Raw genomic sequence first — 12131 nt, forward strand, 5'->3', positions numbered from 1 at the left:
TGAATAGTTTAATTTTATATTAACAATTTTTTGATTTAGCAATAGCCACTGCTGTTCTTAAGCGTTGGCTACCAAACGCCGACATTTTACTAAAGTCGCTGCGGGCAATGGGCACATATTGGCAATCTATAGCCAATTGACTATCACTTCCTGGCTCACAAAACGGATCATGAACATACACACAGTGCTCATCTAAATGCGTAACACACACCCAATGCGGTGATTTTTTACCATCAAACCGATAAGTACTGATTAAGAGCAACACGCTAAAATTTTGCTTCAGCCAACGCTCAATGTCTTCAAGCTCAACATCTTTATTACTAAGCGGTATTTTGGCAGCGGTTATGCCATCTACAAACTGCTGATGTACCGTTGCTAATACTACTTTTTTATTTTCACTGCGCACGCCATCTAAAAACAACGGCTCTAGGGTATTAACAATTACCTCGCTGTTAAAACCACGTTTATGTGCCGCCAGTGCTAAACCAAACGAATGGCAGCCGCCATGCCCAGAGGTCATAAAAATAGTAGTGCCTTCTCGCCATAACGACAACTCATGCGATTGAGTCAGTTCAGTGCTAGCATCTAAGCTCCCCATAGCCATTAACAACGCCGCAGGACCACAGGTAAACTCAGTAGTTTGCTGATACCACGGAGTTAACCGTGCTAACTTAAGCTCACTGGTTTTACGAATGTTTTTTTGCATGCGTAGCGCATCGCTGTGATCGTCGTAATAATCGCTATATTGACCAAACACCCGATAACCTAAGCTTTTATACAAACCAATTGCGCTGTCGTTATTTACAGCCACTTCTAAACGCAGATAAATTCGCCCACGCTCTGCGGTGGCTTTTTCAAGTGCAATAAGTAGCATTTTTGCAATGCCTTTGCCTTGCATGGTAGGTAATACAGCAAGCGAATAAAGACGCGCTAGACGAGTGCCTTTATGGCACCAAATTAGCCCATAACCGCATAACGCATTATTTTGCTCGGCAACTAATAAAATACCGTGCTTAGCACTTAGCCAGCGCTTTAAACTGCGCGGGCTAAGCTTGTCGTTACTAAAGCAAGCATTTTCAAGTGCTGTAAGCGCGGTTAAATCACTGATAAGCGCTTGGCGAATAACCACTTGCTCAGTCTGTTCATTAACCACACTCTCAACCATGGCTTTTGCCATTAACCACGCCCCCTCGCTTCAAGGCGTTGTTTAAACTCATCCATAATGATCATATAAAGCTCATCGCCTAAATAGCCGTCTTCTACTTTATGATCAATACTTGGGTTATCGTTTACTTCAAGTACATAAGCACGCCCTTGATGTTCTTTTACATCAACGCCATATAAACCCTTACCCACTGTTTTACACGCTTTTAATGCTGCATCTAATACCGCTTTTGGTAATTCAAAAGTAGGCAATGTTTCAAAGCCACCCGAAAAAAACCGCTTTGCATCGTGGTTATAAATTTGCCAATGGTTACGCGCCATTAAGTAACGACACGCGTAAATTGCACGGCCATTTAGTACCCCTACTCGCCAATCGTATTCGGTGTACATGTATTCTTGTGCAAGCACTAAAGCACTAAATTCAAATAGCTCAGTTAACTTAGCTTCCAGCTCAGCACGGTTCGTTACTTTATATACCCCTTTTGAAAACGAGCCTTCTGGCATTTTCAATACTAACGGGTAGGTAAACGCCGCTTCTAACTGCTCAAGAGTCTCGCTTGACTGATCAGCCACAACCACTGTTTTTAAACTAGGTACTTTTTGATAGTTAAACGCATCGTGTAAATACACTTTATTACAACAACGTAAAATAGACTCCGCATCGTCAATAACCACTAAACCTAAGCTTTGTGCCTTGCTAGCAAGGCGATATGTTGGGTGGTCAATTGCTGTAGTTTGACGAATAAATAACGCATCAAACTGGGCTATATTGTCTATTTCGTCAAAGCTTAATGCTTGGGCATTAATACCATGTTTAGCCGCTGCTTTAATAAACTTTGCTATTGCGTCTTTATCGCTTGGTGGCACCTTTTCATTGTGATCAACAAGTATTGCCATGTCCCAGCGAAAACGACGTCGCTCCGCAGTAATACGCCATTGCGTTTGGGTAAAGTTATTCAACTTAGCTACAAAATCGCTGTACTGTTGCTCATCTAATGACGATAACGACCCTTGTTGTAATAAGCCTTGGTTATCAACAAATAAAATAGGCGCCGGGTATTGTTTAAATACCGATTTAGCCGCTTTTGTTTGCTCATCGTTAGTGGCATTACCAAAGTATAGAGCGCCATCTATTTGGCCAACATTGTGCATAGGTGCTTGGCCGCTACGTAACGCATTTATTGTTTTTACACTTGGTAATACTTGGTGCTTACGCGCTTCAGCGAGTAGCGAGCAATAGTAACCTTTGCTCAAGTATTGGCTTGAGTCACATAAGTTAATAATGCGAGTTTTAGGTTCATCACGTTTTGGATAGTCACGTAGGTAAGTATTAAACGTAATAACATTTTCGAATGATTGAGCAAGAGTTTGCTCGTTGTTATCAACCACAATTAAGGTTTTAAACACGACTTTTCCTAGTTAAGTCTAATTATAAAAGCATGCTTAATTTTTTATAATTAAGCATTAAAAATAGAAACACCCATCGTACTAAGTGGTGCATTGCGCGTGTCACTTAATAAGATGGGTGCTTTAGTTTAGGTAATCCTAAACCACATCTGCTTTATAAGGCCTTTTTGATAAACTAACAAACGAGATATTTTTAGCGTGAAGATGAAAATTATTGATGTAGGTCGAATAAATGGCGAAGCCACGCCATCCGACACATAATTTATGGGAACGGTAAGTGTTTATAACCTTGGCTTGGCTCTGCCTGATGGCGGAATATTATTGTGATGCGGCTTTATTGTCGGATGGCGCTTTATTGTCGGATGGCGCTTCGCTTATCCGACCTACGTTAAAACGATTTAGATAATCGCGATGTGTTAATTTAAAGCATGTTTATAAAGCAATTGAACCTAAGCCCTGAAAATTTCGAAAACTAACAAAAACCAAAGAGGGTTTCCAAATGAAAACAGCCTACTAATATTTTATAATAATATATTCAAGGCTACAAAAAACTAGACAATGTCTATACTTAATTGGCTCCAGACATTGATGCGGTTAATCATCTATTTTGTTTTGAAGAGCAATTAGACTCTGTGTTAGACATTTAATTTTTAGCCTAACACAAAAATTATAACCGAGCTCCAATATGACAAGGTTTCACTTATGCAAATCTCTCGTTTCTTAGTTTCTATTATACAGGCAAAGAGAACATAGAGCGCTTATGTATACAGACTATTCCGTCTAGTGCTGTGACAGCCAATAAACTATCATCTTCATAAACTACACACCCAGGTCGCGATGTATACTTTTCATTTATGAACTCCAGATGAGATGCAACCCATAATACTTGATCTAATTTTATAATTAAGCCTAGATGCCCAAAACACAGTTTCTGTATCTTGATCTCATTTATTGATGTATTCCAATCTAAAACGCTCTCTGACATTTCAATTTTTGACCAATAAGAGTAGTTTACTTGGGCCTTTGCAGATTCGTAATAGTTATTAATATTTTCAATAAAAAGTTTCAATAATTTGACAGATTCAAGGTGCATTTTTATCATTAAAGTTGTTATGCTTTCACTAGTAGATTGCAGAACTTTAGCTTGTAAAATTACATCTCCAGAGTCAAAGCTATTAGTTATCTTATGAATAGTCACTCCTGAAAAATCAGGGTTTTTTATTAAATATGGTAAAGGAGTCGGCCCTCTACCTTCAGGTAGTAAAGTAGGGTGTATATTGATTGCATATTTCACATTTGTATCAGGTAGTAAGTAAGCATATTCAGCAACTATGAACAGTTCTGCACCTAAGGAGATCAAATCATTGAGCTCTATTAACTTAGGTCTGTGCTCATAAATAGCAATATCATTTTGTTCACATAACCTATCTATAATAGATGATTCATGCGCATGACTATTTTTATATACTCGCAATATTTGATGGTTTTCATCTAATAAATACTTTAAACACGAAGAGAATAAGTTGTTTCCGAAGTAAACTATTTTCATATGCTTTTTTAATTCCAAAATACTTAGCTTAAATACTAGCTGCGTAAATTACATTCAAATACCTAACCTTAATGTTTATGAGCCGCTTTTGGTCTTTTGTCGCGAGTCGATGAATGGCTATGAATAACTTTCCAATCACCATCGATCTTACGAAATAAGAAGGTTTGATAGCCTGTTTTATCAAACTCTTTACCTGAAATTTTAACTTTCCCCTGCACCGCACTATCAGCAATAGCCCAAGCAAATTCTTTCTCACTTCCTTCAAAAGTTATTTCTATATTGGAAAAGTCTAATTTTAGGTATTCCATTGCATCTTTCTCAGGTTCAACGTGATGATTAACTAAGCTGTCTAACCCTGAGTTTTGACCACCAGACTCTATATATCTAGCACCTTTAAAATTTAGAAAAGTCTTTCTAAATGGTGTACCATCACCATTTTCCCAACCAAGTTTAATACTCGAGATGATATCAATAATTGCTTGTTTATCTTGTGTGTTATGATTTTTATCATTATGAGCAATCGTAGAAAAACTCAGAACAAGTATCAGTATTGCTGAAGTATATTTTTTCATATTTCTTCCTTTATAGTGTTGGGTTAGTCTATAGCAGTGAGTATTTGATACTCTTCTGGTGTTAAGGTAGGTAGCTGTTTAATAAAAGCAACCATTGCCCACATACGCTTATCGTCATGGGTTTTCCCCCATGCTGGCATGCCTGATGCTTTAATACCGTGTTTGATAATCCAGAAATTCCTACGAGCTAGCTTGTCTTCATCTTCGTCGTGCGCATGATTTATATGCTCGTTACTCGATATAGTTAAGTTAGGTGGCGCTGGATATAAGCCTAAACTCATATCACTTTCACGCTGCTCTGGCTTTAGGTGGCAACTAGAACACATATATTCATAATCACTTCCACCGGTTAGTAGTAATTCTGGTTCATTCAAATCAGGTACAATTATATCTTGTGAAGCCTTACTAATAGAGTTTTCTCTAGTTTCTGTTAATAGCCAATAAACAAGATCACTGTGCGGTTCATCTGCAGCAACATCTACAATACCGGAGTAAATAATAGTAGCTGCTGAAGCAAGACCTAAAACAACAAACAATAATAGTAATCTAATGATTTTCATACAATCCCCTTGAGATACTAAGATTTTAAGACGCCATTTAACGTATCAGCACTTAAACATTTGCCAAACGACTTACTAAGATAGGTTAATGATTATGACCATCATCTTCTTTAGATTTTTTATGCTCTTCTTGCTTCATCTTGCTGTGTTCCATATCTTTCATGTCATGTTTATCGATTTTCGACTGCTTCATGCATTTTTTCATTATGGCAATTGCAACAGGATCTTTCATATCCATTTTACTTTGATTCACTTTGGTACAATCCGCCTTTTTTGTCTTTTTTACATGCATTGATGGATTATGCGCTAGAGCTGACGTAGATAAGGTAATTGTTGGTATCAATACTAAAGCTAATTTTGTTAAAATATTCATGGTTAACTCCTAGACTTATAAATTCTATTGAGGCCTATTTAGGTGTATCAAAGCGATATCACTCTTCTTAACACTCAAATTTATCGTAATAGTTGCAGCTAAAATAAAGCCATATTATTAATAATAGTTAAGAGATCGCTGCTATTTATCCTTGAACTAAGTAATGCCTTACTTGCAAGATCGATTGCAATTATTCATTAATTTTTATTCCAAGCCTTTTATATTAAAATATAGAAGGAATATAAGCGTAAGTATAAAAGTTCAACCTGTCATTGACATGACACAAACATGACAAAACTGTAATCTTAATGTTGGATTGCTGCCTGGTTAGTATTTAATAATTTTAATTGCGGTAAGGTTAAAGTGCTTATTAAAACAAAGTTATGTACTTATTCGTTCTAATCAGGTCACTCATTTGCAGCAAAAGCCATCTTAATCGTATAGGTTAGTGTGTTCACATTTTATATATCGTTTAGAATGTAAAATGCGCTATTAGAGTTCACTGCTTAAACGTTTTTCATAGATAAGATAAAGTCTGTGTGTTTGCAACACCCTGAATTACAAAGGTTAAATATTGATAACCAAACAGAAAGCTCCTTGTGTTTTTCGATGCAGTTGTGTTGAGCAAAACATAAACAGTATATCGAGGATCTTAGTATGAAGCTATATGGTGGAATTGACTTACATTCAAATAATAGTGTTATTGCTATCATTAATGAGCAAAGCGTTTAAATAATGACGCTTCTGTCATTTTTTTTTACCCCCTATAAAGACAAGCTAACAGGACTTGTTGTTGAATCAACATTTAATTGGTATTGGCTAGTTGATGTATTAATGGATGCAAAGTTTAAACTATATTTAGCGAATCTCGCTGTAATCCAACAACATTCAGACTTAATACATGCTGACGATCATAGTGATGTGCGCTGGTTTGCTGAAATGTTACGCTTAAATATACTCCCTGAAGATTACATATATCCACGCAAGCTTAGAGCTGTTCGTGACTTAATGCGCAAACGGATGGATATTGTCCAACAACCCATTAAAAATTTATTATTACTGAACGCACAGTCATATTTAAATTGAGTTTAAAAAGTAAGAATACTTAGCTTTTAAATAAAAAGTTCAAGAAAACGCAGCTGCCTGCTTGACCGGAACTTTCTAATGGGTGGCCCCCTTTGTTTCGATTATTTAAAGAGATCGCGTATATCTCCGGTGTAATGCCTACCAAATCAGTTAGTGCAAAAAACGGGCATCACTACCTTCATGTATCGAAAACTGTAATACCAAGCCGTGAAATTGTTATACGGTTCGCTATAATGATGCCAAGGTCGATAGGAGGGTTGATTGCTTAACCTCTCCTGTTCGAGTATAAAAGCATTCGCTTAAGCAGGTTCAGGCCAAGCGAATTCAGGACGCAATCCTTCATAAACCGGACGACCGTCGGATGGTTTGGGGTAGCCCTTTGATGTGTCGTAGAATGCGTGATATGTAGCCTTAGGAAACGTTGCTTCTTTGTAACCCATAACATTTGGCACGGCAACACGAATGCGTTTCTGTTTATCATCAAGCATTAATGCAGCGCCACAATCAGTACAGCTACAAAGCTCAAGTGGTCCTTCTGGATTGTCCTTATTGAACGGCTGGCGCTTTATTTTTTCAGGGTGATCGGCGGACAGATCTGTGTATTTGAAGAATGCCACATGCGTACTCTGCTGGCCCGTCACGCTCTTACAGACATTACAGTGACAAACATGATTATCGATTGGCTCTGCTTTAGCTTTGATATGAACGTGTTCGCAGCCACCTGTATAAGAACTGGTCATAATCTCTTTCCTTTTATGCGTACCCGGTTGGACGCATCTTCAGTAAAATAAATAACGACAGAGTCTTATGTAAGCCTCTACCGATGATAGTTACAACTTAACATCAGTCACATTCTGAAACGCCGATGCACGTCGATGTAAACCAGAGTTGCTTGCAGTATGTATTGATGCTTTCGCTTGATAAGTGTAGTAGGTATAGCTTGCAACACAACTTATCCGTAGTAGAGTCGATAATGATAAATGTTTTAGTAAAGATTTAAATTGGGATTTAAGTATTTAACATAAAATTCAACATGACATCCACTTCACGTTTGAACCCGGCATGCTGAAATTGCAGATATTAAGATGGGTGTCTGCTTAATTATCCTGCAAAATGTTATTGTTATGGTACTGTTTTTCGGATGGCGCTTCGCTTATCCGACCTACGTTTAAATATTCCATATGCATCAAATTACGCGATAAAACATTGATGTAGGTCGGATAAATGGCGAAGCCATGCCATCCGACAATAAAATGAGGGGGAATAAATACGTTTTGTGGTGCTTAAAAATGGGCTTTGCTTACAACCAATATTTTATAAAATTTCTACAATGTCATAATCGTGCTTTACATCGGCAATGGTTAAACTAATGCCATCATCAATTTGTTTATTTAATAACAGCTTACCTAGTGGTGCGCCGGGGGTTACAACGGCAATCGTTAAACCTTTAACCTCTACGGTTAACCCACCTGCGCTTGGGCCTAAATAAAACCATTTTTGCTGCTCATTTGTACCCTCTAAGCACACTAGCGAGCCAATGGCTATTTTACTGCTGGCTGGCTGATTAAATATGGGCTTAAATAACTCCATGCTTTTATAGCAATCGTTTACGCGCTGCGCTTGGCCTTGGGCTAAATAGGCGGCCTCTAACCCTAGGGTATCGTATTTGTTTTCTGCTATGTTTTCTTCGTGCGTGGCGGTGTCGTGCGCTGTTTTAGCGGCCACTTTTGCGGTGGTAAGCTGCGCCTCTAGGGCAAACTTAAGGTGTTCAATAACGTGGGCTTTGTTCATGAGGTTTACACACATACAGTAAAAATATTGCGAGCAGTTTAACATTGCTACGGGGGCTAAACACAATAGTTTGGCCCCTAAGCTTTGTTTATTTGTATGCTTTGAGCCTTTATGGCATATCCATGAGCGCTTGGCTTTGGCTATCTATTTTCACTTCGTAGTTTTTAGCACTTAACCCCATTAGCTCGGGCAAGGTGGCGGCAATACAAACAGATGAAAACGTACCCACAACAATGCCACTAAATAACGCAATAGCAAAGCCTTGCAGCGGTGTTCCAGCTAATAGCCACACACTTGCTACTGTGGCTAAAGTGGTGCCTGAGGTAATTAAGGTACGCGTTAGGGTGCTTTTAATCGCACTATTTATAATGCTGGATACGCTAATACTGGCATTTAATTTAACTCTTAATAGCTCACGCACCCTGTCGCCAACAATTATAGAGTCATTAAGTGAGTAGCCTATAATTGCCAATAAACTGGCTAATACGGTTAAGTTAAATTCAAGCTGTAATAGCGAAAACAAACCCAGCACCAATATTAAGTCGTGTGTTAAAGCAACTACCGAGCCAAGGGCTAAACGCCATTCAAACCTTATCGCTAAATACAGCATTACTGCAACCATAGCTGCTAGAAGTGCCAAACAGCCTTGTTCAAATAGCTCATCGCCCACCTGCGAGCCAATATAGGCCGATGACAATACCGTGGCATTTATGTCGGTGCTTTGTGTTACCGCACTTTGCCAATCGTTGCTGCTATTACTCGCAGATTGATTAATAGCTGGCGCTTCTCTTAATTGAAAGTGGTTATTCCCTTGCGCTGTTAGCTCAAACTCACCGTTGTGGTTTTTAGCTATAAAAGTTTTAAGCTGCTTTAGCTCAATACTTTGGTTAGTCGTAAATTCTGTTAAGTAACCACCGGTAAAATCTAGGCCAAAGTTAAGCCCTTTTTGCGCCAAGGTTACTACCGATAGCAATACTAATACTGTACTTAAAACCAAGCCCATAAAACGCATGCGTGTGCCGGTTTCGCCTTTTAAAAAATAATTAAGCATCTGTACTTACTCCGCTTTTTTTACCCAATTTTAAATACAAACTTTGGCTCAACACTTTCGATACATACACGCCTGTAAACATACTGGTTACTAAACCCAGCGCCAAAGTAATTGCAAAGCCTTTCACTGGCCCATAACCTATACCGTATAAAATAAGTGCAGTGATCATAGTGGTAATATTGGCATCAAAAATAGTGCTAAATGCTTGCTTATACCCTTGCTCAATAGCTTGATAAGGCGCGCGGCCTTTACGGCGCTCTTCTTTTATACGTTCGAATATAATGACGTTGGTATCTACTGCCATACCTATGGTTAGCACCAATCCGGCAATACCGGGAAGCGTAAGCACTACCCCAGGCAATAACGACATTAAACCCACTAAAGAGGTTAAATTTAAAATAAGTGCTACGTTGGCAATTAACCCTAAACGTCTGTACCACATAGCCATAAATGCCAAAGTAATACCCATACCTAACATTAGGGCGGCTAAGCCGTTACTTATATTTTCGCTGCCTAAGCTTGGCCCTATGGTTTGTTCGTGCACTATAGTAACCGGCGCACTTAACGAGCCTGCACGTAACAATAGCGCTAAGTCGGCCGCGGCTTGTGGGCTTTGCATATTGGTTATGCTAAAACGCGAACTTAAGTGCTGAGCAATATTGGCTACATTAATAACCTCACTCTTTTTAACTACCTCTCCTTTAGCATTTTGCGAATACTCTGAGTAAACCGTCGCCATAGGTTTACCTATATTAGCTTTAGAAAATGCCGACATAGCATCGCCGCCTTGGCTATCAAGGCTTAACTGCACTAGCGGTTTGCTCCAATCGTCGCGCCCAGCATGAGCGTTATTAATATGCTCACCGGTAAAAATTGGCACAGGGTCGAGTTTTATAGTACCGCCCGTCTGTAAATTAAAGGTTTGCCCACCCACAGCTTTTAATTGATAAAACCCCAGGGATGCCGTTGCGCCAATAATGCGTTTCGCCTCGGTAGGATCTTGCACTCCAGGTAGTTCAATACGAATGCGCTGCTTACCTTGGCGCTGTGTTACCGCTTCGGTTATGCCCAGCTCTTCAATACGCGAACGTAGGGTTGTGAGGGTTTGGCTCATAACTTCTTTGTTAAACGCGCTTCGCCCTTGCTCTGAGTAACTAAATTGCGCCGTTTTAACTGTGCCATTATTGTTTGTTACTACTGCTAAGTTAGCAAAGCGGCTTTGCAGCTCTTTAATAACAGGGGTTAATTTATCACCAGCATTAGGTAGAGCATTTATTACAAACCCGGTTTGAGTTTGCAGGGCTTTTACCCCATGTGCTTTTTGCTTAATTATGATTGATTTAGCTTGCTGATACGCACTCACTAATTGCTCATCAATGGCTTTATCTAAATCTACATCAAGTACAAATAACACTCCACCGTTTAAATCTAGACCAAGCTTTATTGGCGAAAGTCCAAAGCTTTGTAACCAGTTTGGGCTGGTAGCACGCTCCACAATTTTAACCTGAGTATTTGCATATTGCGCTTTTATAGCCGCTTGTGCCTGGGCACTTTTTGTAGGCTCGTTAAGCAGCACATTTATTGTTGCTTGCGACTCATGCGCTTGCGCCACATTTAAGCCTTGCTCATTTAAAAATGTAACTAGGGTATTGGTGCTCGGGGGTGTTTGTATTTCGGTGTGTGGGGCTGCGCTAACATACAACCATGACTGGTTTGGATATAAATTAGGTAACGCACTTATTGCCAATAGCAGTAATACCACCAACATAGCAAAGGTGCTTAATTTAAATTTAGCCATAAACGGCTTTTTATTATTTTTAAAACTCAACATTGTTATTCCTTACTATCAGCAACTAGCTGATAAGCGCTTAAAAAAGCACAATTAATCTGCAAGCTAAAACTTTAAAAGTTAAAACCTATTAATTATTAAATAAGGAAATTAAGCGTGATGAGTGTTGGTAGCGCTGTAAAGTAAGTTAGCTTCTTTCCAGCCACTAATACGAGACTTTTTACTATTAGAAACAACTGTATACCAAGGTAGTGCCGTGCTTATAGCTTTAGGTTGTAAATAAAACTGCCTTGCTAGCGTATGAATAAAAAATTCATAAATAACGTCGTATTCAGGCTCTGTTTGCGCACTAAATAAAAACAACGATGAATTACTGGCAGTTAGCCTAGGTTGCAGTGCATCAAACGCTGTTTTATTAGGCTTAGTTTGTTGTTTAGCATGCAATACTTTAACTAATATGGAGGGGTGACTTATATCTAATGAAACATTACCTAATGAAGTAGCACCTAATGAAGTAGCATCTAATGAAGTAGCATCTAATGAAGTAGCATCTAATGAAGTAGTATCTAGTGAGAAAGGAGCTGCTGAAAAAGCAGCAGATATTAAAGTAGAATTTGCAGTGTTTAAACCATGTTTAACTGGCGCGGCTTCGCTACATGCACTAAAAAGTGCAGTAATAAGCAAAAATGCAGTTAAAAACAAACGAAATTTAAACATCAATTTTCAAACTTTAATTAAGGATTACTAGTATATAAGGGCAGCTATTTAAAATACAATAGTCTAATTAAG

12 protein-coding genes are annotated in these 12131 nt (G+C 38.6%); 1 reads left to right on the plus strand and 11 read right to left on the minus strand.

The window, feature by feature from the left end; translation table 11 throughout:
* Positions 1 to 19: 19 nt before the first annotated feature.
* The 6 genes from AAEZ22_RS05805 to AAEZ22_RS05830 form a co-directional block, all read right to left on the minus strand.
* A complete protein-coding gene (locus tag AAEZ22_RS05805; protein WP_350544066.1) occupies positions 20 to 1177 on the minus strand; it encodes a peptidase C39 family protein in 1158 nt (385 codons plus the stop codon).
* Entirely contained in the window at positions 1177 to 2571 is a 1395-nt protein-coding gene (locus tag AAEZ22_RS05810) for a RimK family ATP-grasp domain-containing protein (RefSeq protein ID WP_086996005.1), read from the minus strand. The genes AAEZ22_RS05805 and AAEZ22_RS05810 overlap by 1 nt, the downstream gene beginning before the upstream one ends.
* 730 nt (positions 2572 to 3301) lie before the next feature.
* Complete coding sequence (locus tag AAEZ22_RS05815; RefSeq protein WP_350587208.1) at positions 3302 to 4120, minus strand: formyltransferase family protein; 819 nt, start codon at positions 4118 to 4120, stop codon at positions 3302 to 3304.
* A gap of 68 nt (positions 4121 to 4188) precedes the next feature.
* Positions 4189 to 4692 (minus strand): YybH family protein, encoded by a 504-nt coding sequence (locus AAEZ22_RS05820; protein WP_350544071.1) that lies wholly within the window; start codon positions 4690 to 4692, stop codon positions 4189 to 4191.
* A 23-nt stretch (positions 4693 to 4715) separates the two neighbouring features.
* Entirely contained in the window at positions 4716 to 5252 is a 537-nt protein-coding gene (locus AAEZ22_RS05825) for a c-type cytochrome (RefSeq protein WP_350544074.1), read from the minus strand.
* Between the two features lie 85 nt (positions 5253 to 5337).
* Complete coding sequence (locus AAEZ22_RS05830; RefSeq protein ID WP_339685067.1) at positions 5338 to 5625, minus strand: hypothetical protein; 288 nt, start codon at positions 5623 to 5625, stop codon at positions 5338 to 5340.
* A 735-nt stretch (positions 5626 to 6360) separates the two neighbouring features.
* On the opposite strand from AAEZ22_RS05830, the gene AAEZ22_RS05835 reads away from it, so the two are divergent.
* Entirely contained in the window at positions 6361 to 6711 is a 351-nt protein-coding gene (locus AAEZ22_RS05835) for a hypothetical protein (protein WP_339685069.1), read from the plus strand.
* Positions 6712 to 7010: 299 nt separating this feature from the next.
* On the opposite strand, the gene AAEZ22_RS05840 is transcribed toward AAEZ22_RS05835, so the two are convergent.
* The 5 genes from AAEZ22_RS05840 to AAEZ22_RS05860 all read right to left on the minus strand — a co-directional run bounded on the left by AAEZ22_RS05840 (position 7011) and on the right by AAEZ22_RS05860 (position 12059).
* Positions 7011 to 7451, minus strand: coding sequence for a GFA family protein (locus AAEZ22_RS05840; RefSeq protein WP_339685072.1), 441 nt, complete (start codon positions 7449 to 7451; stop codon positions 7011 to 7013).
* A 574-nt stretch (positions 7452 to 8025) separates the two neighbouring features.
* Complete coding sequence (locus AAEZ22_RS05845; protein WP_179806603.1) at positions 8026 to 8502, minus strand: transcription elongation factor GreAB; 477 nt, start codon at positions 8500 to 8502, stop codon at positions 8026 to 8028.
* Positions 8503 to 8611: 109 nt separating this feature from the next.
* Positions 8612 to 9553 carry a protein translocase subunit SecF gene (gene secF, locus AAEZ22_RS05850; protein WP_352296530.1) on the minus strand — a complete coding sequence of 314 codons (942 nt, stop codon included), beginning with the start codon at positions 9551 to 9553 and terminating at the stop codon, positions 8612 to 8614.
* Entirely contained in the window at positions 9546 to 11384 is a 1839-nt protein-coding gene (gene secD, locus AAEZ22_RS05855) for a protein translocase subunit SecD (RefSeq protein WP_352296533.1), read from the minus strand. The genes secF and secD overlap by 8 nt, the downstream gene beginning before the upstream one ends.
* Before the next feature lie 108 nt (positions 11385 to 11492).
* A complete protein-coding gene (locus AAEZ22_RS05860; protein ID WP_352296536.1) occupies positions 11493 to 12059 on the minus strand; it encodes a hypothetical protein in 567 nt (188 codons plus the stop codon).
* Positions 12060 to 12131: the final 72 nt, after the last annotated feature.

This window comes from Pseudoalteromonas sp. 20-MNA-CIBAN-0454 (assembly GCF_040308685.1).
GTDB lineage: Bacteria > Pseudomonadota > Gammaproteobacteria > Enterobacterales > Alteromonadaceae > Pseudoalteromonas > Pseudoalteromonas nigrifaciens.

Excerpts from the sequence above, each read along its gene's own strand:
- AAEZ22_RS05805 (WP_350544066.1), bottom strand. The coding sequence starts at position 1,177 with ATGGCAAAAGCCATGGTTGAGAGTGTGGTTAATGAACAGACTGAGCAA.
- AAEZ22_RS05815 (WP_350587208.1), bottom strand. The coding sequence starts at position 4,120 with ATGAAAATAGTTTACTTCGGAAACAACTTATTCTCTTCGTGTTTAAAG.
- AAEZ22_RS05820 (WP_350544071.1), bottom strand. The coding sequence starts at position 4,692 with ATGAAAAAATATACTTCAGCAATACTGATACTTGTTCTGAGTTTTTCT.
- AAEZ22_RS05825 (WP_350544074.1), bottom strand. The coding sequence starts at position 5,252 with ATGAAAATCATTAGATTACTATTATTGTTTGTTGTTTTAGGTCTTGCT.
- AAEZ22_RS05830 (WP_339685067.1), bottom strand. The coding sequence starts at position 5,625 with ATGAATATTTTAACAAAATTAGCTTTAGTATTGATACCAACAATTACC.
- AAEZ22_RS05835 (WP_339685069.1), top strand. The coding sequence starts at position 6,361 with ATGACGCTTCTGTCATTTTTTTTTACCCCCTATAAAGACAAGCTAACA.
- AAEZ22_RS05840 (WP_339685072.1), bottom strand. The coding sequence starts at position 7,451 with ATGACCAGTTCTTATACAGGTGGCTGCGAACACGTTCATATCAAAGCT.
- AAEZ22_RS05845 (WP_179806603.1), bottom strand. The coding sequence starts at position 8,502 with ATGAACAAAGCCCACGTTATTGAACACCTTAAGTTTGCCCTAGAGGCG.
- secF (WP_352296530.1), bottom strand. The coding sequence starts at position 9,553 with ATGCTTAATTATTTTTTAAAAGGCGAAACCGGCACACGCATGCGTTTT.
- secD (WP_352296533.1), bottom strand. The coding sequence starts at position 11,384 with ATGTTGAGTTTTAAAAATAATAAAAAGCCGTTTATGGCTAAATTTAAA.
- AAEZ22_RS05860 (WP_352296536.1), bottom strand. The coding sequence starts at position 12,059 with ATGTTTAAATTTCGTTTGTTTTTAACTGCATTTTTGCTTATTACTGCA.